Source organism: Parapedobacter sp. GCM10030251 (assembly GCF_042666505.1).
Lineage (GTDB): Bacteria > Bacteroidota > Bacteroidia > Sphingobacteriales > Sphingobacteriaceae > Parapedobacter.
Genome location: NZ_JBHTDN010000004.1, coordinates 376,953 through 401,086, shown reverse-complemented (window position 1 = coordinate 401,086; position 24,134 = coordinate 376,953). Strand labels below are relative to the sequence as shown.

Sequence of the window (24,134 nt, the reverse complement as noted above, 5' to 3'; positions counted from 1 at the left end):
GAAGTTCGTTTTAAACCTCATAGAGCAAGTTGAAAAAATGAAAAATAAGCCTATTTACCAAACGCAAATTTTATTCGTCGCCCTAACGCTTTTAGTTACCGGCTGTAGCGTGGCAGACACATCATTATCCGTAAAATCGAAAGATGGTTTAAATAAAATTTCGTTGTCTCTAAATGAGAATGGAGAACTATATTATCAGGTAACCCGTAGGGATAAAATAATCATTTCAGACTCTCCGCTCGGACTAACCTGTGACGATCACGACTTCACCTCGCGACTATCGGTAGCCGAAATTTCGCCCGTCAAAGAAAGAAGGGAAAAATACGAATTAAAGGTAGGCAATTATAAAGAAATCGATCGTCTTTTTGAAAGCAGGAGTATAACCTTAAAAAATAGTCAAGGAGCACGTATTATCCTCGATTTAATTGCCGGCAATGAGGGAGTCGCTTTTCGCTATCGACTTCCAGATGTCGACAAGAAAACGCGGGTCATAAAAGACGAAATTACCGGATTCCATATTGGAAAAAATGCAAAAGGCTGGCTGCAGCCGTATAACAAAGCAGGCGATTATACCCCCGGGTATGAAGATTTCTACCTTCCTGTGAATTCGGGAGACCCCATCAGCAATGCACGAAATCCTTCCGTAGGCTGGTGCATGCCCGCGCTTTTTCATGTAAGTGACAGCAAAGCCTGGGTGCTGATTGCGGAGTCCGGCACAGATGGGTCTTACCCCGGCTGTCACTTACAACCGGATTCAGAGGGAGGAATTTATCAAGTTGCATTTGCCAAAGCAGACGAGAAGTACACGCTGCCACTTGCCGAGAAAGAAAATGCTTATCCCGCATCAAATCTTCCCTGGGTGATGCCATGGCGGGTCATAATCATTGGGGATCAAGCCGGGGACATATTGCTGTCAACCCTGGTCACTGACTTGGCCCCCGCTTCTAAAATCGAAGATACTTCCTGGATCGAACCGGGAAGCGCCTCGTGGTCCTGGTGGTCGCATCCGGATGATCATTCACCTGAAATTTACAATGAGTTTTCGGATCTTGCCGCGTCATTCGGCTTTGAATACACGCTTTTTGATGCGGGCTGGGAAAAAGCGAACCGCGAAGGAAAGATTATTGACCATGCCGTCGCTAAAGGAATTAAACCAATGGTTTGGGGCTATTCGGCAAACTACTTCGATTCGGAAGAACGGAAGAAACGATTCAAAGAACTGGCCGATATGGGCGTCAAAGGCGTTAAAATCGATTTTTGGTGCTCAGACCGACAAGAAGTAATGGCTGCGTTGCACTCGGTTTTTGAAGATGCTGCCAACGAACATCTGCTAGTAAATCTCCATGGCTCTACCGTACCGAGAGGCTGGCACAGAACCTGGCCAAACTTCGTAACAGCAGAAGCAATATTGGGAACGGAAAGTTATTTCTACGAACCGAGATTCCCTGATAAAGCGGCAGAACAGAATACAGTGTTGCCTTTCACCAGGAACGTGGCAGGCCCCGCGGACTATACTCCGTTTGCGCTGACGATGAGGAAATATCCCCGTGTAAACACAGCCGTCCATGAACTTGCCACTGCCATGACCTATACATCCGGAATTATCCATTTTGCCGATTCAAAAGAGGTCTTTGATTCGCTTCCCGTAGAGGTCAAAGATTTACTAACCGATATGCCCGCCACTTGGGACCACACGGAAAGTGTCATGGCCGAACCCGGCAAATTAATTGTTCTCTCCCGCCAAAAAGACTCGCTTTCCTATATCGTGGGTATAAACGGCACTAAACATGAGCTCCCCCTTGAACTGGATCTTGCTAAATACGGAAAGGGGTTTTCGAAATTAAGAGTAATTACGGAAGGAGCAGATCCATTGATGGAATTCAATATACAGACGTATCCGATAGTTGCTGATTGGTCACATCGCCTAGCTCCTAAAGGAGGATTCATCATTCAATTCATCCCTTAACCACGCCCCATCTGGAAAAAAAAACGTAAAGACCTAGCATGGTCAACACCAATAACACCGAAACCCAGTGACGTTGCTTCCAAGGCGTAAGCGTAATCTGCAGATCAGGCAGGGACGGTTCCCGTCGTTGCATGGGCCATAGCTTACCAATGGTTAACATCAATAACGACGTCACCCCAAACAGGATCGCCAGCACATGAAGGAAATGAAGCTCCACATTAACGATGTATTCACAGGTTAAATAACCTGCCATGAAAAATAACAGGCCTATCTTGGCTGCCAAAGGGGGTACCCTCCGGGTAAGTAATCCCACCACAACTATGGTAAAAATCGGAATCGAAAATAATCCGGCCACTTTTTGCAGATACGTATAGAAACCACTGTGTGCAAACAGGATAAACGGCGCTGTTATCATTGCAAGCAGTGAAATAGCGATTTCGAATCGCTTTCCGACGCGGACAAGCTCAGCATCGGTGGGCCTGTCGCCCCGCTTTTGGCGATAAGGCTTATAAATATTAAGTACAAACAAAGTACTGCTGCCATGGAGACCGGCATTGTAGGTAGTCATGGCTGCCCCGAAAACCAGGGCAGCGGTCATACCCAGCAATGCGCTGGGGAGGGTGTTAGCGGCGAGCATGGGAAATACCGATGCCGTATTGGCAATCCCGGGATATAGGTGCACCGCAATCAGGCCCGGCAGATTAATCAGTACCGGCGTCACGAGCTTTCCAGCGGCAGCCAACGCCATACCCTTCTGGGCATGTGCAAGATTTTTCGCAACCAACACCTGTTGAACGATATACTGTTCCATTCCCCAGTAATATATATTAACCAGCAGCATGCCTGTAAACAACGTAGTGAAAGGTACCGCGTCCGATTGCGAGCCAATGGCATTTAAATGTGACGTATGTTTGGTCAGCAATTGAGTTACCCCCGAAACGACATTCCCCTCACCCAAAGCTCTTAACGCAAACCAAGGCAGACAGACACCGATAATAAGCAGTCCACCGCCCAACACCGTGTCCGAAATGGTGATGGCCTTCAACCCCCCAATAATGGTATAGAAACTTCCCACCAAGCCCAGTACCCAAACCATAATCCAGATACTTTGCCAATAAGATACGCCCAACCACGTGGGTAAGTCGAACATTCCGGTCATGGCGACAGCACCACCGTACAGTACCGGCGGCAGCAAATTAACCACATAGCTGAGCAAAAAGATGATCGACACCAATCGCTTCGTGCCCTCATCGTACCGATCGGCCAGGAAATCAGGGGTCGTAGCCATTCCCCCCTTAAAGTATATGGGCAATAACAACTCGGACACCAACAGCATGGCCACTACCGAGGTGACTCCCCAAGCCATTACGGATAAATTATTGATATAAACGGACTCGTTCTCGCCAATAAATTGATTGGCACTGAGGTTGGTAAGCAAAAGGGAGCCTGCAACAACCAGATAACTGTTGTTTTTGCCCGCAAGAAACAGGCCCGAGACGGATTTTAGATTGATTGAGCGCGTCTTGTACCAGGAAACAACCGCAACCAGCACCGTACAGACCGCAAAACTTATGGCAATTGTCGCATTCAATCAAAGGGACTTACGAATATACAGTTCCGTGGGCACGACCCGTTGGATTTTTTCGCGGGTACGGACATAATCGGCTGCCAGCCGGCCCATCTCTGCAAAATCTGCTGAGAATGTAGTGATGCCCCCGGCAATAATTTCCTTCACCACATCGTCGTTATGTGCCAGCACAGCCAAGTCCTTCCCCAGCTTCCACTTTTTGTCCATCACGTCTTTCAGGATGGCATAAAGCTCGGGATTGTGGATGGTAAAATATACTTTATTCCGCTCAATACTGCCGCTTTCATATTGCTTTTTCACCGTACCTTTTAAGCCCGTCTCCTTCAAGAATTTACGGAACGACTGGAGAATTTCAGGAGGTTCTGCCGTATTTTTTCTGAAAAAAAAGATGATCTCGTCGTAGACAGCGAGCTTTGCCGTCAGTTTCTGAAACATCTGGTAGGACGAGGTCCGGAATTCCTGCGTAATATAGGAATAATCATTGCCCAGCGACAATTGGCGATCAATGACCAATAATTTGAACGGAGGTATGGTCGTTAACAATTCCTGTATCCGCTTTGTGGCGATCGGCGCTACGATATACAATCCATAGTGGCCAACAATCCGATTGAAGATAGCCTCAAATACGTCCGGATTGTTATGATGGAAATACAGGTCTATCTGGACATCCCTATCGATGTGGGCCTTCAAGTTATTGTAAAGTGTTTCCTGAAAGGTATCGAAGGCATACATCAGCAACGCAATCTTTTGCTGCTGGCGTATGTTGCCACTGATCACAAAATAACCTTTTCGGTTTTTCGAGGCGATTACGCCACGTTCCATTAACTCTTTGTAAGCTTTCACAATGGTTTCCCGCGCGTATCCCAATTCGCTGATCATCGTATTGACAGATGGCAGTGCAGCATTCATGCGCAGCCCGCCCTCATCGATGGCATCCAGTACCCCCTGTACCAGCTGCTCATGCTTTGAGAGCGATTGTAAATTTTCCAGCGCACGGACTTTTTGAATGACAAAAACAATCGGATCGACCTGATTTATCCCCATATACTCTGTTATTTTTCTTTTGTAATGCGGTAAATATAGGTACCTTCCCCATTAAAATCTACCACAATATGCTGCCCGATTTTGGAATCATCGTAACCATCGCTGAACTGCGATGTAAAAGCATGCGTGATACGCAGGGATCTGGTATTACTGAATAAATAGGCATTTTTCATGCTATTCCGCTTCCATTTGAAGAATGACACTCTCTCTGCCTTTCCTTACCTGCGGATTGAATCCGATTTTCATCAGAAAATCTCCCGAATACACCTGTTCATGGGCTATCGGTGATGACGTGCCCGGATACAGGTTAATTTCGGATATGCGGTACCGGCGTTCGGGATCCAAACCTTCCAACCTTATCGGCAGGTGGCTTCCTTCATCATACCGGTTATTTACCAGGTAAGCGAACATCACCCCATTATCTTTTGCCTTGTCTACAAAGAGCATACTGGCCACACTGTTTTCACGGGGATGGGTCAGCCGATATTGATCGCCATGCCAGATGATTTCCTTAATGCCGTTATAGGTCTGCACGGCATTCTGGCAAAATTTTAGATCATTGTCATTGAGGTGATCAACCACAATATCAAATCCCAGCTTACCCATCATGGCTACGTCGGTTCGGAACTTAATGGGTTGCTTTCCCCAATCAGTTACGTGGTTTGCGCTGGCAATTGCTGGATAGAAGTAGGAGTTTTCCCATTGGATGAAAATCCGCTCCATCGGGTCTGTATTGTCACTGGGCCAATATTCGGTGAAATATTGCAATGCAGCATAGTCTACACGGCCACCGCCCCCGGAACAGAGCATCATAGGTACCGTAGGGTACTTGGAACGCACCCGTTCCAGTACCTTGTACAATCCGCGAACGTATTCGATGTACAAGTGCGACTGATTATTCAAATGCGCTGAATAGGCATTGTAAATAACCGCGTTGCAATCCCATTTGATATAAGCTAAATCCGGATTTTTGGTAAACAGGTCATCGACCACGCCGAACACGAAATCCTGCACCTGGGGGTTGCTCAGGTCCAGCACCAATTGGTTGCGGAAATAATATTCATCGCGATTGGGTTGCTTGATGACCCAGTCGGGGTGCGTCTCATAAAGTTCACTTTTGGGGTTAACCATTTCAGGTTCAATCCAGATACCAAATTTCACTCCATTAGCGGAAGCCTCTTTGACTAGTGTACTGATACCATTGGGCAGTTTCGATCGGTTTTCTTCCCAATCGCCCAGGCCCGCTGTATCGCCATTGCGCGGATATTTATTAGCGAACCAACCATCATCCAGCAGAAACAGATCTACGCCCAGCTTTTTGGTGTCCTTCAACAAATCTTTCAGTTTTTCTTCATTGAAATCGAAATAAGTGGCTTCCCAGTTATTCAGCAGGGTAAGCCGTTGACCATTGCCATCAAGCAATTTATGATTACGCGCCCAGTTATGCAAGTTCCGGCTGGCAAGCCCCTTACCCTGCGCGGAAAACGTATACATAAATATAGGCGTAGTGAAGACCTCTCCTTTTTCAATAGAATAATCGGAAGCGTAGTTGTTAACACCTGAAATGATCCGCAGGTTATTTTGTGGGTCCAATTCGAGATCGGTACGGAAATTACCACTCCATTGCAGGGAACCAAGCAGCACTTCACCCTCGCGTTCTGTAGCAGGTCTGTCCAACGAGACCATGAAAACGGGCGGTTGAAACAAGTGGGCACGCGTCCCCAGTTTTGAATCCAATACCTTGATTCCATGTGTTAGCCTTTCCTCTTCCGGCTGCATTTCCCGGGCCCAATCGCCGTAATATTGCCGGAGCCAATAGGCATTTGCTTTCAAATGAAGATTTGCTGAAGCAAATTTATGCAAGGTAACGGTTCCTCGTTCTTGATGCTTGATCTGGCTCCATTGTTCCACAACGTCATCGTCGAAATACGCTTTGTAAAACAAGCGCACTTCGAAGGGATAAACGGGATCTTTTAATGTAATTTCAAGCAGGGAAATTCCATCCGCAAGTTGTTGCGTTTCATGGCTCACATACCGGAGATCCAAAGATTGGTTACCGTCTGCATGCGTAACAGAAATGGCCGGTTCGGCCAGATTACGAGATCCGGATGGTGTATAGGCCGAGTTCAACAGACCAGTATAGTCCGTAGCCTGCTTATATACATCTTGGATAGTTTCATACTCACCGATTTGATGTAACCGCTTACCTAGATAACAAATGTGCACATCCTTTTGGTCGCTGACTCGGAGCACTAATGCATGGCGCTTGGTTTCCAATGGAATCGTTTTCGTCTGCGGAAAAACAGTACTGGAAAAAAAACAGCAAGCAACCAGGTTCAGCAATAAGGGTAATCTCATACGTTTTTTTTGCATCATTTCAACTAATTTCAATATTCATCAGAACAGTTTATTCAGCCTTTTAATGAAATCCGCCTCTCATCGTCTTTGCATTTAGACAGTGGCATAGCGGATTCATTCGCTCATAATCGAACGAAAGCAGGAAGCATCTGTTCTACTCTGTTCTATCGAACAAAAATAGGATATTATTCAAACAATCAAAGAAACCTCACCAAATTTCTGAGAAAAAGTTAATCTACAATTGCATTAATAACCTTGTAAGTCCTATCACTATGAGAAAGTTAAAATTTATTTGGGTGTTGATATTATTTTTTTTACTATTGCACAATCTATAGTATAGTATAGTATAGTACAGATAAAAAAAGGGCCAATTCAGAACCCAAGTTACTAACATTAATTAGTAGCAATGGATTTCCTCAAGAACCTGAGTTTATTTGATTGTTCATTATATATTTTCAATTATAAGCAGCTTATGTACTCCAATTTACACACCCAATCAACAATTGTGCGATACCTAGCGCTCCTGTTGGCTCTTCTGCCCCTGTGGGGCATAGACGCAAACGCGCAAAATGGCCAAAGCATCCGCATCACAGGACACGTTACGGACAGTGTCGGCACGCCCTTGCAAGGAGCAAGTATTTCTGTGGTCGGGAGCTCGGCAAGTACTTCCACCGCCACCGATGGCAGTTTTCAACTCATGGCTCCTTCCAATGGAACGCTCCGTTTTACTAACATAGGTTTTGTTAGCCAGGACATTGCAATAAACGGACAGACATCCATTTCCGTTATATTGGCGGAAGATGTGACTGCCCTAACCGAAGTGGTCGTGGTAGGAGCATCTCTGAAACAACGTGATCTGACGGGTGCCGTTGTCAACATCAGTGAGGAAACCCTCAAAGAACGCCCCGTAACAAGCATCAACGAGGCCTTACAGGGAAAGGCCTCTGGCGTGCTCATCCAAAACTCTCCGCAACCCGGCGGTAACGCAACCATTAAGATCCGGGGAAATAACTCAATGCAGTACGGTGGAAATCCCATTTATGTGGTAGACGGTATCGTCATGGAAGGCGATTTTAATTTGTTGAACCTGCACGATGTAGCTTCAATCAATGTCTTGAAAGACGCCTCTTCTACCGCACTTTACGGATCAAGGGGGGCACAGGGCGTCGTTGTTGTCACCACCAAAAAAGGCAGTGGAAAGCATGGCAGGGTTACTTATGATGGTTGGATAGGACTTCAGGACTTTGTCAACGAATCCTTGACTTTAGGGGCTAAAGACATGTATGAACTGCGCATTGAAGCGCTCGAAAATTCCAACACCGTTGGCGGAAAGTTTTACGAAAACAATCCGGGAGCCACCCACGAAGATTTCATAAATCAGGAACTTTTTGCTCCGGATAAACGGTGGTTTGCGGATTATGAACACACATCGTATGCAAATGGCAGCAATTACAATTGGCTGGATGCGGTGACTCGAAAAGCCATGCAACAGAATCATGCACTGGGCTTTTCGGGCGGTACAGACCGAAGCTCCTATTACTTGAGCTTTGCTTTGAATGATCAAAACGGATTGGTAAAAAACTCGAATTATAAGAGCTATTCGGGACGCATCAACGCCGAACACCACATCAACAAATGGCTGAAGGTAGGAACCAATACATCGTACACCAGCGGACGCGACACCTACGCCGACGACAAAGTGTTCGGTGTCGCCCGTGCAGCTAATCCACTATTGCCCATTAGCGCAGATTCCTTGTACCTGGCGTGGGGAAACAACTGGGACATCAACATGGAAAACCCGCTGCGTTCACTCACCATCGACCGACAACGCACGCGGAACAAAATATTATCGGCCAATTATTTGAACATCAACCCAATTGAAGGGCTGAATATTCGCACATCCTTTTCCATCGACGCGTTGGAGCAGAAGTACTACGAGTATATCCCCAGTGATATTCAGCAAGCGAAACGTGATTCATATCGCGGCCGAGCCATCCACAATATCGATTCCAGGAATAATTACCAGTGGGATAACTCCATTACTTACGACAAAACCATCGGGGAGCATTCCATCAGCGGCTTGATCGCTACCAGCATGAGCAGAAATTCCTTCAACTACACCAATGTAACTGCTCGTGATTTCCCAATCGACGATTTTCGCTATTACAACCTGGGAGCTGCTTTCGATAAGCCGAACTTTGCGTTAGGATCCGATTTCGTCAGTTCCACACTCCTCTCGTATTTGGCTCGGGCAAATTATTCCTATGCGGGCAAGTACTTCGCAACCCTCACCGGGCGGTATGACGGGTCGTCCAAATTTGCCAAAGGCCATCAATGGGGCTTTTTCCCTTCTGTGGCTTTAGCATGGAACATCGCGCAGGAAGATTTCCTGAAAGACATCGGGCAACTTAGCCAGCTCAAGCTCCGGTTGGGCTACGGAAATGTAGGCAACCAGCGCATTCCGGATTATGCGTTCTACAGCTTATACAACCCGGCCTACTCTTCGGGGCAGGTATCTTTTAATTCCAGCGGACTAAGGGGATCTCCGGCACTCACATGGGAAAATCAGCGGCAGCTGAACATAGGGCTGGATGTCGGATTGTTTGGCGACCGGTTTACATTGACCGCCGAATATTTTGATATCGTAAACTCGAACCTTTTGATGCGCCGTTCGCTATCCACGCTGACGGGATACCGCGAGGCCATTGTCAACATTGGCGAGATGACCAACCGGGGTGTCGAACTTTCAGTAAATGCAAACGTGATACGTACCAACCATTTTAACTGGGACCTTTCGGCTAACATTTCTTCCGACAGGAACACCATCACGCAGTTATATGGTGATGTGGATGCCATTTACGCGTTTGGCGGCTTTACAGGCACAGACATCCAACGCGAGGGAAATTTCTTCCTGGGCGAGTCGTTAAACACAATTTACATGTGGGAGTTCGATCGGATCATTCAGGAATCAGATATGGACTACGTAAATGGTTTGACTCTCCCAGGAAAAGAGTTACAGCCCGGGGACATTCTTCCGAAAGATCAACAAAATCCGGGTGAAGCTGGTTACGGTGTCATCGATGAAAACGACCGCGTGATCATCGGGAAAAAAGACCCCAAGTTCTATGGCGGGTTTTCATCCAATTGGCGTTATAAGGGTTTATCGTTGAATGCCATATTTGTTTACTCATACGGTGCAAGAGCCGTTAGTGGATATTACGAAAGCTTAATGAGCGGAACAGGATACGGCCCTACTCACAGGGATATGCTAAACCGATGGACCCCTACTCATACCAACACCCATATTCCGAGGGCGACTTACGACAATTCCATCCGGTTTTCCAGCGGGGAAACGTCATGGGGCATTCAGGACGCCTCGTTTTTAAGACTTGCCACACTTTCATTGGGATACAGCCTTCCGCAGCAGGTTTACTCCAAGGCTGGTTTAGGGGGGCTCCGATTCTATGTTTCCGGAAACAACCTATTTACGGTCACGAAATACAAAGGATATGATCCGGAAAATGGCGATGGGTATCCAACGGCACGGATGTTTGTCCTGGGCGTGAATGTTAGCTTATAATACGAATTATAGCAATCCTGAAAATATTAAAATAGAACAGATGAAAACGAAATTTATAAAGGCGATCTGTTGCCTGGTTGCGTTCGGCACGGTCAGCGCATGCTCGAATTTCCTGGAAGAAATGCCCAAGACGAGCCTAACCGAGGAGCAGGTATATGGAAATGAGGAAAACATTCAATTGCTTATTTCCGGATTGTACACCCAATGGCGGAACACCAAGCAAGACCGGGGTGGATTTATGTTTACACTGGGTACGGACGAAGCAAAACAGGGTGGACAGCAAGTACACGAAAACAACGTACAAGCCGCGCTGGATAAGTACAGCAATGCACTGAATGCGTCTAATTCCTCACTGGCCGAACAATGGAATAAACGCTGGCCCGTCATCACTGCCGCTGCTAAGGCAGCCTATTATGCCCAATCCAACTCCCTGAAAGCCCAAGCCCGATTCATCCGGGCGACCCTCACGTTTGAACTGGCCATGTTATGGGGCCCCATTCCCATCATTGACCAGGAAAATATGCGGGAGGCAAGGCAACCGCTCCCCGAAGTTTTTGATTTCATCATTAAAGACTTGGAGTTTGCATCGGAGCACCTGGAAGAGACGCAGTCGGATAAAAAAATCCCAACCAAAGGAGCAGCATTGGCTTTGTTGGGCAAGGTTTACCTGTATGCACCCGAAGAAACTGGCTTCAGAGATTATGAACGTGCTATCTCGTACTTTGATCAAGTCATTCCCAACTATGCACTTTTGGACAATTATGGCGATCTATTCAATACAACATTGGATCAAAACTCATCGGAATCCATCTACGCTTTCCAGTTTGTGAACATGTCGCCTGATAACAACATGGCCCAGCACCACGCCGGTTCAAGGGCCGTAGCCGATTTGGACGGCAATACGTATTTCGGAGGGTATGATCTGATCATGCCAACGGATTATTACGCCAATGACCAGACGGAAGGCGGTGTGTGGGAACCGGGTGATACCCGCAAATTGGCAAGCATCCGCTATGACTTTACGTTACCCGATGGCCGAAAACCGACCATCACGTGGACAGGGCAACAAGACGAGCTTGGCCCTCACACCCGTAAATTTGAAGACATTCGAACCCAAGGCGTGCAAAACTTTTGGTATTCAGGAGGATTGATTTATTATTTGCGTCTGGCGGATATCCTCCTTTGTAAAGCAGAATGCCTGAACGAACTCAACCAAACGAACGAGGCTATCCAATTGCTGAACACCAGCGTACGCAAACGGGCATTTGGCGGTACTGTTCCCCAGGGTTACTCGTGGGAGGGCATATCCAAAGAAGAGTTACGGGAACGGATCATGGACGAACGTATCCGTGAACTGGGCTTCGAAGGATGGCGAAGAATGGACCTTATCCGTACGGGTAAACTGGTAGAATACGTTTCTGAGCGTAACCCTTGGGCAAAGGCGGAAGGAACTTTACAGGAATTTCACAACCGATATCCTATTCCTGAATCGGAGATTAAGCAAAATGATATGATTAACGAAGAGGACCAAAATCCAGGATACTGACGCCCATGTCCGACAACCAAACCTAGATCTCGGCAATTTCGGCTGACCAGCCGGTATCGCCGAGATCTTCACACTCAACAAACAAAGATTTCTAAAACTTGAACTAATTTCCGTTATTCGTGAAACGAGCAAGGATTGTTCATTTTTTCAAGGCCTCACATGTCAAACAACGTATGTCTGTAAAACACAAGCTAGTATCCTTTCTGGTTTTCCTTTTCTCAGCCAACGCATTGGCCCAGCAATCTCTCCAACTTTGGTATACGGCACCGGCAAAACAATGGGAAGAAACGTTACCCTTAGGTAATGGACGCCTGGGCATGATGCCCGATGGCGGAATCAACCACGAAAAAATCGTTTTAAATGACATCACGCTCTGGTCGGGTAGCCCGCAGGATGCCAATAACTACGAAGCGCACAAAAGCGTAAAAGAAATCCAGCGATTGCTGTTACAGGGGCGAAACGATGATGCGGAGGCCCTGGTCAATGCCAATTTTGTTTGCACGGGCGCGGGCAGTGGACACGGTAACGGCGCCAATGTGCCATTCGGATGTTTCCAAACCCTGGGCGAATTACGGATCGATTATCATTATCCCCATGAGGTTCACGGATACCGCCGACAACTAGATCTATCGTCAGCGATTGCCTCCACTCACTTTGAAACCGATGGGGTCCGCTACCAACGAGAGTACTTCACTTCCTTTGGTAGTGATGTGGGGATCATCCGGCTGACAGCGGATAAAGAAAAAGCACTGGACTTTTCAGTTACCTTGACCCGCGAAGAACATGCCAACGTTAAAACGGATGGCGAGGAGCTGCAATTATCGGGAGCACTTTCCGACGGGCGTGGCGGCGCAGGTATGCAATATATGGCCCGGGTACGCATCCAGCACCAGGGTGGCAAACTTACCGTAGAAGATCGCTCCTTGCGCCTCTCAGGTGCGAATGAGGCGATTCTCTATGTATCGATTTCCACAAATTTCAGGAATACCCCGCATCTGGAGCAGTCCAAACGCCTACTGGAAGCCGCTTTGAGGCATGCCTACCCCAAAGAAAAACAAATGCATCAAGCCGCTTTTGAGAAATTATTCAACCGGGTATCGTTGGAAATCGACGGCGCGTCAATGACCAACATCCCTACCGATGAGCGGCTAAAGCGGTTCTACGACCGCCCCTCCGCTGACAACGGCTTGGCTGGGCTCTATTTCCAATTTGGCAGGTACCTGAGTATATGCAGCACACGTCCCGGTCTTTTGCCGCCCAATTTACAGGGATTGTGGGCACACCAGGTCCAGACACCCTGGAACGGTGACTACCATCTTAATATCAACGCACAGATGAACCATTGGCCGGTGGAAGTTGCCAATCTTTCTGAACTGCACGAGCCCTTCATCGATTTGATCAAAACCCTTGCCGAACAAGGAAAAAAAACCGCGAAAGCGTATTACAACGCCCCCGGATGGGTGTGTTATATGATCACTAATGTGTGGGGTTATACGGCACCTGGTGAAGTCGCGTCGTGGGGGGCAAGCACAGCCTCCGGTTGGCTATGCAACCACCTCTGGGAACATTACCTATTCACCCGTGACACGGTTTACCTCGCGCAAGTATTTCCGATATTGCGGGAAGCAGCGCGCTTTTACCATCACACGATGATTAAAGAGCCCCGTCATGGTTGGCTGGTTACCGCTCCCTCCGTATCGCCGGAAAACTCGTTTATCATGACCGATGGCAAGCGGGCCAGTGTGGTCATGGGCCCTACCATTGACAACCAGATTGTAAGGGAGCTATATGAAAACGTTCTTGCGTCAGCAGATCTATTAAACATCCAGGATACGTTTATCGATACACTTCGGCAGGAGATCGTCCATCTACCGCCTCCCGTACAAATCGGCAGCGATGGTCGGATAATGGAATGGTTAGAGGAATACCAGGAACCCGAACCCCAACACCGCCATGTGTCACACCTGTACGGACTTTATCCTGCGGCTTTTATCTCTCCGCAGACTACGCCGGAGTGGGCCGAGGCTGCCAAAAAGACCCTGCAGGAACGCGGCGATGCAGGGACCGGCTGGAGCAGGGCTTGGAAAATCCTGTTCTGGGCACGGCTTCAGGACGGAAATCATGCGCTGGAAATTCTCCGGCAGTTACTTCAGCCTACCTCCGGCAGCGAAATACATATGAACAAGGGATCCGGCACCTACCCCAACCTTTTCTGCGCCCACCCTCCCTTCCAGATTGACGGAAATTTCGGCGGCACCGCCGGCATTGCCGAGATGCTCTTACAAAGCCATGCCGGATTTATCCATCTCTTGCCGGCCTTACCGGATGTTTGGCCGAGCGGACAGGTAAAGGGACTTAAAGCCCGGGGAAACTATACGGTAGATATCAAATGGAAAGACGGAAAAGTAGTCGATTATCGCATCCATTCCGCTACGAAACAACCGGTCAATGTGCTGGTGAATGGAACGATGACGACCTATAATGGCATGTAGTCAGCAAGCTTTGGCATAGCCTTTGCCTCTTTTACAGGGTAACAAAACTACAACGCTATGAAGAAAACAGTGAAAGTGATTGGAGCATTGATGATCGTTTCATTGATGTTTATGGTTTCATGTGATAAGGACACAGATCCTTCAGAAACGGATTTATTTGTGGGAACCTATGAGGGAGACATTTCGTTTAACAACGGTGAAGAAACCATTATCGACGAGGACGGCCGGGTGACGGTGACCAAAGTAGGCGATTCGTATTCTTTCCTCTTCGGGAGCGGGATACCCGATATTACGGGCGTCAAGTTTCAGCAGGACGATGACAACACATATGTCGGCATAGGCGAAGGGTTTTCGGGCATCCGGATAACAGCGAGTTCGCTGAATATTCTGGTCACGAATGACCGCGGTACCTGGACGGCAGATTGTAGCCGATAGCAACTAAAGGGTGGTTTTTGTCAACCACCCTTTTTTCTTACCTTGCGCCGGTATAAACGTATGGAAACCGTGACAAAACGTAAATTACATCAGACAAATCGACGTAAAGTGTGGACAGTTCTCAAGTCCCTCATTCTTGCCATCGGCATTCTATTCCTAGCAATTTCCTGTACGTTGGATAAGCAGGCGAAAGCACTTAGAGCTCTTGAGAAATGCCGCTATGAATTTGTGTCCGCCGACAGTGTCTTTTTAGCCGGCACAGATGTGAATAAACTGATTGCCAATGGCCGGGTGGATGTCAGCCAACTTCCAGGGGTAGCATTGGGCTTCCTAAGCCGGGATATCCCGCTTTCAGGCGTGCTGAATGTGCGCATTACCAATCCGACCAACAGCCTCGCGGGAATCCAACAGTTTGCTTATAAAATTGAGGTAGAAGGCCGGGAAGTATTGGATGGCGTTTCCGACCTGCCCATCGAAGTTCCTGCCGGAGAGACGGTTGTCGTGCCGGTAAAATTGCGAACCAATGTATATAAATTTCTTTCGGACCGCGAAACGCTTAATAAACTTCTAACGTTTGTCCAAAGCGCACGGAATGGTTCGACCGAAGAGCGCGTGAACCTTAGATTTAAAATTAAACCGACGATAGCGTTAGGCAATAAAGCCATCAACTATCCCGGTTACATCGACATCGACAAACAAGTCGATGCCGAGTTTCTGATCAAACAGGGAATTTTCCGGTAGTTCACCCGCCGTATTGCTCGGAATAGTATTGCTGGTAATGCCCCGAGGTAACGTCCTGCAGCCACTCTTCGTTGTCCAGATACCAATCTACCGTCTTTTCCAGCCCTTCCTCAAATTGCAAACTCGGTTCCCAGCCGAGATCCTGTTTCAATTTGGTCGCGTCGATCGCATAACGCAGATCGTGTCCGGCACGATCTTTCACAAAGGTGATCAATTTGGCCGATTCGCCCGCGGCACGACCAAGTTTGCGGTCCATAATATCGCACAATAGTCGGATCAGGTCAATGTTTTTCCACTCGTTATGACCGCCAATGTTATACGTCTGGCCGGAGGCTGCCTTATGGAATATGACATCGATAGCCCGCGCGTGGTCTTCCACCCACAGCCAATCTCGCACGTTCTCTCCTTTCCCGTAGACCGGAACCGGCTTTCCGTTCTTGATGTTATTTATGGCGAGCGGAATGAGTTTCTCAGGAAAATGATGGGAACCGTAGTTGTTCGAGCAATTGGAGATCACCACATCCAACCCGTAGGTGTCGTGGTAAGCCCGTACGAAATGATCCGACGACGCTTTTGAGGCAGAATACGGCGAATGCGGGTCGTACTTGGTTTCTTCGGTAAACATGCCCGACTCACCCAAGGCGCCATAGACCTCATCGGTAGATACATGATAAAACCGGTGCTGGTCGTACCGCCCTTCCCAATGTTTGCGGGCTGCATTCAGCAACGTCACGGTACCCACCACATTCGTGACTACAAACTCCAGGGGGTTGCTGATCGAACGGTCTACATGTGACTCCGCAGCTAAGTGGATAATCGCGTCCGGCCGTTCTGCGGCAAAAAGTTCATCAATGAATGCGGCATCTGTGATGTCGCCCTTGACAAAACGGTAATTCGGTCTGTTTTCTATGTCTCTCAGGTTGGCCAGATTACCCGCATACGTAAGCTTATCAAGGTTTACGATCTGATAATCTGCGTACGTGGTTACAAACTTACGCACAACGTGCGAACCGATAAATCCGGCTCCACCGGTGATGATAATGGTTTTCATGTTTCTCTTATACCTCTTTTGGTAGCCCCAATGCCTTCATGTGGGGTTTCAACCCCGATCCATGGGCGAAGGCTAAAGCTTCATTCAGTTCTTCCCGGAATTCAAACTGCAAATCTTCATGCAATTTTTCGTATTTCCCGAGCATATATTTTATCCTTCCTGCTTGGTATTTTAACAACCGATCATTCCTTCCGTATAAATGCGGTTCGAACAATCGGCCAAAATGGGCAAAACTTTGCGATACCAGAAACAATCGGAACTGGAGCTCGCTCATTTTGTCCTTGGTAACCGCAACGTGCTCATTAATGAAACCACTGCCGTATTTCAGTGCTTTCATCAATTCGTCGGCGTGGCCACGCTGGTTCTCGTTCGGGATATACCCCTTCGTCTGTTTAACCACCTGAACCAGTTGTTGGCGAACGGCCTCAATCCGCTCATTCAAATCCGACTCGTCCTCCAACAATTGAAAATGCAATTTCTTCATCAACAGCCGGTCTTTGCCGACCAAACGCACCAACAGTTTATCCTTTTCCTGCTGAGGAAGCCCTAGAATTGCTTTTTTCAACTCCGGTTGCTGATGAAGTGACATGGTGTTTACGGACTACGCCAGTGGGTGATCCTTCAAATATTGTTCCCACTTCCATGCGGAACGCATCATTTCCTCGATTCCCAGTTCGGCCTTCCAGCCCAACTCCCGGGTTGATTTGGATACGTCGCCCCATACCTGTTCCACATCACCTGCGCGGCGCGGACCGATCTGGTAGTTGAGCTTTACCCCGGTGGACGCTTCAAATGCTTTGATCACCTCCAATACGGAATTACCTTTTCCCGTACCGATATTGAACACATCGTAGTTCCCTGCCGGATTTCCTTTTTCCAGCAGGCGGATGGCAGCTACGTGTGCCTTGGCCAGGTCCACCACATGGATATAATCCCGGATTGCCGAACCATCGGGCGTATGGTAGTCGTCGCCGAATACCGTGATCGGCCCCCGTTTGCCGATGGCGCTTTGGGTGATAAACGGCACCAGGTTCTGCGGTACCCCCAACGGCAGCTCACCGATGAGCGCGCTTTCGTGGGCACCCACCGGATTGAAATAGCGGAGCGACACGATGTTGTAGTTGCTGAATGCAGCTGCGGTTTCCGACAGGATTTCCTCGGCGATCTGTTTGGTATTTCCGTAAGGCGACTCGGCTTTCTTCACAGGGGCCTGCTCCGTAACCGGTAACTGGTCCGGTTGGCCATACACCGTGCAACTCGACGAAAACACGAAATTTACCGGCTTTCCGGCATATGCATTGAGCAGGTTGATCAGCGAAAAGAAGTTGTTGTGGTAATATTTCAGGGGTTGCTGAACGGACTCCCCTACCGCCTTATAGGCCGCGAAGTGGATAATGCCCGTGATGTCGGGATGATCAGCCACGAACCGGTTTACCTTGTCGGCATCACACAGGTCGAAGTTATGGAATTCAGGCCGGATACCGGTGATTTTTTTCAGCTGGTCCAATACTCCGGCATTGGAGTTTACGAGGTTATCCACAATGATCGGCGTATAACCGGCATGCTGCAACTCAACCACGGTATGTGACCCGATGTAACCCGTGCCGCCCGTTACTAAAATCTTGCTCATTATTTCTTATTGTAATAGGTAAAATCCTTGTGCTTTATTTCCTGGTCGGGCAACGACTTGAAATATTCATAGGTAATGCGCAACCCTTCCGCCCGACCAACCCGGGGTTCCCACCCCAGCAATTCCCTGGCTTTGGTGATATCCGGCCTGCGCTGCTTCGGGTCGTCCACGGGCAACTCCCTGTACACCAATTTCTGTGTGGTTCCCGTCAATTTGATAATCTCCTCCCCGAATTGCTTGATGGTAATCTCGTCGGGGTTGCCGATGTTGACCGGATGGGAATAGTCACTGTGGAGCAGCCGGTAGATCCCTTCGACCTGATCATCCACGTAACAGAATGAACGGGTCTGTGATCCATCGCCGAAGACCGTAAGGTCCTCACCCCGCAGGGCCTGGCCGATAAAAGCCGGCAGTACCCGCCCGTCGTTAAGCCGCATCCGGGGACCATACGTATTGAAAATGCGCACAATCCGGGTCTCAAGCCCATGGAAGGTGTGATACGCCATCGTGATGGCCTCTTGGAAGCGTTTCGCTTCGTCGTACACCCCCCGCGGGCCGACGGGATTCACATTGCCCCAGTATTCTTCGGGCTGTGGGCTGACGGTCGGATCCCCATACACTTCGGAGGTGGAAGCCACTAAAATCCGTGCGCCTTTGGCCCTCGCCAGACCCAGCAAATGATGGGTACCCAGCGAGCCCACCTTCAGCGTCTGTATGGGAATCTTCAGGTAATCGATGGGACTTGCCGGGGAAGCAAAATGGAGGATGTAGTCCAATTGGCCCGGCACGTGCACGAACGTAGACACGTCATGCTTGTAAAACTCGAAATTTTCCAGCTTGAATAGGTGCTCGATGTTACGAAGGTCGCCCGTAATCAGATTGTCCATCCCTATGACATGGTAGTCCTCTTTGATAAAACGGTCGCATAGGTGTGACCCTAAAAATCCTGCAGCACCGGTGATGAGTATACGTTTTCTCGACATAATTTGTGCAGTGTATTAAACCGATAAATTCACTTTATAAACAAACGAATGCGATTGCATACAAAAATTTATCTAAGTTTGGCGCGAATATAAGGATTTACAACCAAGATGTGGGTACTCTATCTCGCTGGAATCAAAATCTATGGGCTACTAATTTCCATTTTGTCGCCGTTCAACGACAAAGCAAAAAAATGGGTCAGCGGACGAAGGGGATTGCTAAACCGGATTGCCCGGGAAGTGGATACAGGCACTCAACCTATTTGGTTTCACTTTGCGTCGCTCGGTGAATTTGAACAGGGCCGCCCGGTGCTTGAAGCCATCCGGTCGCACCGCCCCGGCACCCCCATAGTCATCACCTTTTATTCTCCTTCAGGGTATGAAATACGAAAAAATACGCCGCTAGCGGATTACGTTTTTTACCTACCCGAAGATACGCCCGCCAATGCCAGGGCTTTCATCCGCACGATCAATCCTTCTCTAGCCATATTTACTAAGTATGAATATTGGCCGTTTTACTTTCGTACATTGGCTTCCCAACGTATTCCGCTCTACTTGATTTCTGCCATTTTTAGGCCCGACCAGATTTTCTTCAAACCCTACGGCAGCTTTTTCCGGAAAACCCTTGGCTACGTGACTCACTTTTTTACGCAAAACGAAAATAGCCTTCAGTTATTAGATCAGCTCGGTTTCAGCAACGCAAGCCATGCAGGCGATACACGGTTCGACCGCGTAGTCGCCCTGCCCCAAAGCCGGCAACACATCCCCGAAATTGAAACGTTTGCCAAGGGAGCGCCTTTGCTGGTCGCGGGCAGCACATGGCCTGCCGACGAATCGCTATTGTCCGACCTTCATACTCAGTTTCCCGACTGGAAAATGATCATTGCCCCCCATGAAATCCACGAAGAGCATCTTCGCGCGATCGAGCGGCAATTTCCGGTATCCGTCCGGTTTTCCAAGCTCAAATCACAAGTCGATGGTCTCCCATCTCAAATCTTGCTGATCGACAACATCGGCATGCTTTCATCTCTTTACGGATATGGCCAAATTGCTTACATCGGCGGAGGTTTCGGAGCAGGCATCCACAACACCCTGGAAGCTGCCGCCTACGGCATCCCGGTCATCTTTGGTCCTAATTTCCAGAAATTCCAGGAAGCAAAAGACCTGCTGGCCAACGGTGCCGGTTTCACTGTACGCGGAATTGACGAACTGATATCCGTTTTCAAAAAGCTAACCGGGGATACGTCGCGCGAACATGCGGGACAAATTGCAGGGCGGTACGTAAAAGACCACGCGGGCGCAACGGCAATCATCCTGCGCCATTTAATCGACAAAGAGTTCGGCGGCGACGCGATCGGCTACTAATTTTCCTTTTTTGGTTAAGGTTGCCACCTTCCCGACAAGCGTCACCTCTCCCCGGATAACCAGGGATTCCAATCCCGCACGGACGACCCCACTATACGAAGCCCTGAACTGTGCGTCTATATAATCCAGATTCAAACCCCATTGGGTTCTCAGGGCAGTCATGATGTATTCGTTAAGCCGATCCGCCTCGCTGAGCTCCTCCCGTTCATGCGGCACAACACCGTTTTGTATCGCCCGGATATACTTGGCGTTGTTACGCACATTCCATTGCCGGGAATGCCCGTCGAACGAGTGTGCCGAAGGACCGATCCCTAAATAGGGCACTCCCTTCCAATAATTACTGTTGTGACGGGCATATTGCTCCGGTTTAGCAAAATTGGAAATCTCATACTGTTCGTACCCAGCGGCAGCAAGTTCATCCATCAACAATTCAAATTGCGTGGCACCCTGTCCGTCGTCTATCGGTGTCTGCTTTCCCCTGCGGATGAAAGAAGCCAAAGCCGTCTGCGGTTCGACCGTCATACAATAGGCGGAGATATGGGGAACCCCGAAATCCAGCAAACGCCCGATATTCTGCAACCATTTTCGATCCGTAAGCAGCGGATAACCGTAAATCAGATCGGCGGTGATGTTTCCGTATCCACTGTCCTGCACACGCTGAATAGCCTCCAATGCTTCAACTGCATTATGGGCGCGGTTCATCCAGCACAGATCTTCCTCAAAAAAAGATTGGATGCCTATACTGAACCGGTTTACCGGCGTATTCCTCATCGCGGCCACCTTCACGTTGTTCAAGTCGTCCGGGTTGGCTTCCAACGTAATTTCGGCATCCGACTGGATATCGAAATGCCCCACCACAGCATCGATGAGCCGCGATACCTCATCCGCTTCCAGCAAGGACGGGGTGCCTCCACCGAAATAAATGCTTTCGATCGCGCGGTCGTTCAGGTAATGCGCTTGCAATGCAATCTCTTTTTCCATGGCGGCCAGCATCTCTGCCCGATACGTTAGCGAAGTGCTGAAATGAAAGTCGCAATAGTGACAAGCCTGCTTGCAAAATGGAATATGGAAATAAATACCCGCCATCATGCAAAGATAAAAATAAGGTGTATATTGGTGGGCCCTTATGAAGTTATGAACCGCTTAGTAAAGACACTATTTTTCGTTTCTGGCGCAATCCTTTCCGGATGTTCAGGGGGGACTGCCAACGAGGAATGGCACACCTTTACGGGAACCAATGAGGGGATGCGTTACGTGGAACACGGTGATATCACAACGGATAATGTCAACCGACTGGCGATTGCCTGGGAATACGACACCGGCGACTCCGTCGGAAAAGGCTCAACCATTCCGACAACTCCATTAATGGTGGACGGTGTCCTATATGGCGTTTCTCCGAATCAGCACTTATTCGCATTGGACGCCCGCTCCGGCAAGGAACATTGGGTGTTCAAAGCTCCCGATTCGACGGCCCGGGGCTCCATCCGGAGCATTTCTTTTTGGCAGGATAAATCGGGCCGTGAGAAAAGGCTCTTTTATGCCACCGGCCCGAAGCTATACGCCGTCGATGCCACAACCGGCAAAGGGATTGCTACATTTGGCGACGGCGGCTGCATCGATTTGCGAAGGAACTTGGACGGCCCTTATGAGAGCAGCTGGATGGCTGGAAATACCGCTCCGACCGTGTACAAAGACCTGCTGATTACCGGCATGCGATTGAGCGAGGGGGCCGATGCCGCCCCCGGTCACATACGCGCATTCGACGTACGTACCGGCAAACGCCAGTGGATCTTCCATACGATTCCTCATCCGGGTGAAAAGGGGTACGAAACTTGGGAGGACCCCGACGCATGGAAGCACATAGGCGGAGCCAATAACTGGGCGGGAATGGCGATTGACGAAAACCGCGGAATCGTGTACATCCCGCTGGGATCATCTACGCCAGACTTTTACGGAAAACGACGAAAAGGCCAAAATCTCTTTGCCAACTGCCTCCTCGCCCTAGATGCGAACACGGGCCGCTATCTTTGGCATTTTCAGACCGTCCATCACGACCTCTGGGACCGCGACCTTCCGGCCTATCCCAATCTGGTTACCGTCAGAAGAAACGGCAGATGGGTGGATGCTGTGGCCCAGATCACCAAATCCGGACACATTTTCCTATTCGATCGGGTTACCGGCACTCCCTTATTTCCCATTAAGGAAGTTCCCGCACCATCTTCCGACCTACCGGGTGAGGAAGCCTGGCCCACTCAGCCTGTTCCTACGCTGCCGGAGCCGTTTGCACGGCAGCTTTTTGGAGCCGACGATGTCAGCGACCGAACTCCGGCAATCCATCGGGAACTGCTCGACGAATACCATCGGTACCGGAACGATGACCGGTTCCTTCCGCCAAGTTTGCAGGGTTCGTGGCTATTTCCGGGGTTCGATGGGGGCGGCCAATGGAGCGGAGCTGCTGTTGACCCGGAAACACAGATTCTATATGTAGGATCCTCCGAACTGCCCTGGCGCCTGCAAATGATTGCCAATCCAGCCTTAAAGGAAGAAAAGGCAAAAACGCTGAAAGAACAGGGCAGTCTGGTATACCGTAAAGCCTGCGCTTCCTGCCATGGATCGGACCGCCAGGGCATCGCTCCCTCCTTTCCCGAGCTGGCGCATTTACCAGACCGCATGACCGTGCAGCAAGCGAAACTCGTCATTGAAAATGGTCGGAACATGATGCCGGCATTCAAAGATGTGCTCGACGAAGGAGAAAAAACAGCCTTGTTTACTTACCTGATGGATCTGGAAGACAAAGAGGCCATTCCGAAAGCTACGGATACATCGAAGGTGACCGATCAGTCTTCCCAACCAGAATACATACTGAATGGATACCAACGGTTTCTCGACCGCGACGGATACCCCGGCATCAAGCCTCCGTGGGGAACATTGAATGCCGTGGACCTTACCAGCGGAAAATTGCTATGGAAAGTTCCCCTGGGAAATTTTGATGAGCTGGGAACCCCTGAAGATACCGGCACGGAAGTCTATGGAGGTCCGGTGGTTACCAAAAGCGGGTTGATATTCATTGCGGGCACACAAGACGAAAAAATACGGGCGTTCGATAAGAAAACAGGTGACCTCCTTTGGCAACACCGACTTCCGGCTGCCGGTTTTGCATCGCCTGCCGTCTACACGCTGGAAGGCAAGCAATTTGTTGTCATTGCTGCCGGCGGTGGGAAACTGGGCATGCGGTCAGGAACAAAGTACATTGCCTTCGCCCTCCCTGATCATCCGTAACACAGACAATGCGCACCGTAATTAAACGTTACTATGTTTAAAGAAGCCCGTATGAATTGCCGCCGTTGTGTATCGAAAA

16 protein-coding genes are annotated in these 24,134 nt (G+C 49.0%); 8 read left to right on the top strand and 8 right to left on the bottom strand.

The features are described from left to right. Nucleotides 1-37 precede the first annotated feature (37 nt). The gene (locus ACFQRK_RS13955) at nucleotides 38-1,966 is read left to right on the top strand and encodes a glycoside hydrolase family 97 catalytic domain-containing protein (RefSeq protein ID WP_379007680.1); all 1,929 of its coding nucleotides are present in this window, start codon (nucleotides 38-40) and stop codon (nucleotides 1,964-1,966) included. On the opposite strand, the gene ACFQRK_RS13950 is transcribed toward ACFQRK_RS13955, so the two are convergent. The 3 genes from ACFQRK_RS13950 to ACFQRK_RS13940 all read right to left on the bottom strand — a co-directional run bounded on the left by ACFQRK_RS13950 (nucleotide 1,956) and on the right by ACFQRK_RS13940 (nucleotide 6,956). Then, on the bottom strand, nucleotides 1,956-3,557 hold the full coding sequence (locus ACFQRK_RS13950) for a solute:sodium symporter family transporter (protein ID WP_379007677.1): 1,602 nt from the start codon (nucleotides 3,555-3,557) through the stop codon (nucleotides 1,956-1,958). The two genes, ACFQRK_RS13955 and ACFQRK_RS13950, sit on opposite strands and share 11 nt — an antisense overlap. Beyond that, on the bottom strand, nucleotides 3,558-4,598 hold the full coding sequence (locus tag ACFQRK_RS13945; RefSeq protein ID WP_379007675.1) for a GntR family transcriptional regulator: 1,041 nt from the start codon (nucleotides 4,596-4,598) through the stop codon (nucleotides 3,558-3,560). Between the two features lie 174 nt (nucleotides 4,599-4,772). Next, a complete protein-coding gene (locus ACFQRK_RS13940) occupies nucleotides 4,773-6,956 on the bottom strand; it encodes an alpha-galactosidase (RefSeq protein ID WP_379007673.1) in 2,184 nt (727 codons plus the stop codon). A 406-nt stretch (nucleotides 6,957-7,362) separates the two neighbouring features. Between ACFQRK_RS13940 and ACFQRK_RS13935 the strand changes: the two genes are divergently transcribed. The 5 genes from ACFQRK_RS13935 to ACFQRK_RS13915 all read left to right on the top strand — a co-directional run bounded on the left by ACFQRK_RS13935 (nucleotide 7,363) and on the right by ACFQRK_RS13915 (nucleotide 15,750). Next, nucleotides 7,363-10,536 carry a SusC/RagA family TonB-linked outer membrane protein gene (locus ACFQRK_RS13935; RefSeq protein ID WP_379007670.1) on the top strand — a complete coding sequence of 1,058 codons (3,174 nt, stop codon included), beginning with the start codon at nucleotides 7,363-7,365 and terminating at the stop codon, nucleotides 10,534-10,536. A gap of 40 nt (nucleotides 10,537-10,576) precedes the next feature. Then, nucleotides 10,577-12,082, top strand: a complete 1,506-nt coding sequence (locus tag ACFQRK_RS13930; protein ID WP_379007669.1) for a RagB/SusD family nutrient uptake outer membrane protein — start codon at nucleotides 10,577-10,579, stop codon at nucleotides 12,080-12,082. Between the two features lie 173 nt (nucleotides 12,083-12,255). Next, nucleotides 12,256-14,574 carry a glycoside hydrolase N-terminal domain-containing protein gene (locus tag ACFQRK_RS13925; RefSeq protein ID WP_379007668.1) on the top strand — a complete coding sequence of 773 codons (2,319 nt, stop codon included), beginning with the start codon at nucleotides 12,256-12,258 and terminating at the stop codon, nucleotides 14,572-14,574. Nucleotides 14,575-14,631: 57 nt separating this feature from the next. Beyond that, nucleotides 14,632-15,009: a hypothetical protein gene (locus ACFQRK_RS13920; RefSeq protein WP_379007667.1), complete on the top strand. Its 378-nt coding sequence runs from the start codon at nucleotides 14,632-14,634 to the stop codon at nucleotides 15,007-15,009. Nucleotides 15,010-15,069: 60 nt separating this feature from the next. Next, a complete protein-coding gene (locus ACFQRK_RS13915) occupies nucleotides 15,070-15,750 on the top strand; it encodes an LEA type 2 family protein (RefSeq protein WP_379007665.1) in 681 nt (226 codons plus the stop codon). 1 nt (nucleotide 15,751) lies between these two features. Here ACFQRK_RS13915 and rfbB read toward each other — a convergent pair whose 3' ends face one another. Genes rfbB through ACFQRK_RS13895 form a run of 4 tightly spaced genes read right to left on the bottom strand, consistent with a single transcriptional unit; the run spans nucleotide 15,752 to nucleotide 19,414 of the window. Further along, a complete protein-coding gene (gene rfbB / locus ACFQRK_RS13910; RefSeq protein ID WP_379007663.1) occupies nucleotides 15,752-16,801 on the bottom strand; it encodes a dTDP-glucose 4,6-dehydratase in 1,050 nt (349 codons plus the stop codon). A gap of 7 nt (nucleotides 16,802-16,808) precedes the next feature. Beyond that, on the bottom strand, nucleotides 16,809-17,390 hold the full coding sequence (locus ACFQRK_RS13905) for a hypothetical protein (RefSeq protein ID WP_379007660.1): 582 nt from the start codon (nucleotides 17,388-17,390) through the stop codon (nucleotides 16,809-16,811). Nucleotides 17,391-17,402: 12 nt separating this feature from the next. Further along, on the bottom strand, nucleotides 17,403-18,431 hold the full coding sequence (galE, locus tag ACFQRK_RS13900) for a UDP-glucose 4-epimerase GalE (protein ID WP_379007658.1): 1,029 nt from the start codon (nucleotides 18,429-18,431) through the stop codon (nucleotides 17,403-17,405). After that, on the bottom strand, nucleotides 18,431-19,414 hold the full coding sequence (locus ACFQRK_RS13895; protein WP_379007656.1) for a UDP-glucuronic acid decarboxylase family protein: 984 nt from the start codon (nucleotides 19,412-19,414) through the stop codon (nucleotides 18,431-18,433). The genes galE and ACFQRK_RS13895 overlap by 1 nt, the downstream gene beginning before the upstream one ends. Before the next feature lie 108 nt (nucleotides 19,415-19,522). On the opposite strand from ACFQRK_RS13895, the gene ACFQRK_RS13890 reads away from it, so the two are divergent. Further along, nucleotides 19,523-20,776 carry a 3-deoxy-D-manno-octulosonic acid transferase gene (locus ACFQRK_RS13890; RefSeq protein WP_379007655.1) on the top strand — a complete coding sequence of 418 codons (1,254 nt, stop codon included), beginning with the start codon at nucleotides 19,523-19,525 and terminating at the stop codon, nucleotides 20,774-20,776. Here ACFQRK_RS13890 and hemW read toward each other — a convergent pair. Further along, entirely contained in the window at nucleotides 20,735-21,865 is a 1,131-nt protein-coding gene (gene hemW, locus ACFQRK_RS13885; protein ID WP_379007654.1) for a radical SAM family heme chaperone HemW, read from the bottom strand. The genes ACFQRK_RS13890 and hemW overlap by 42 nt on opposite strands. Before the next feature lie 45 nt (nucleotides 21,866-21,910). On the opposite strand from hemW, the gene ACFQRK_RS13880 reads away from it, so the two are divergent. Then, the gene (locus ACFQRK_RS13880; RefSeq protein WP_379007653.1) at nucleotides 21,911-24,055 is read left to right on the top strand and encodes a PQQ-binding-like beta-propeller repeat protein; all 2,145 of its coding nucleotides are present in this window, start codon (nucleotides 21,911-21,913) and stop codon (nucleotides 24,053-24,055) included. The last annotated feature ends 79 nt before the right edge of the window (nucleotides 24,056-24,134 follow it).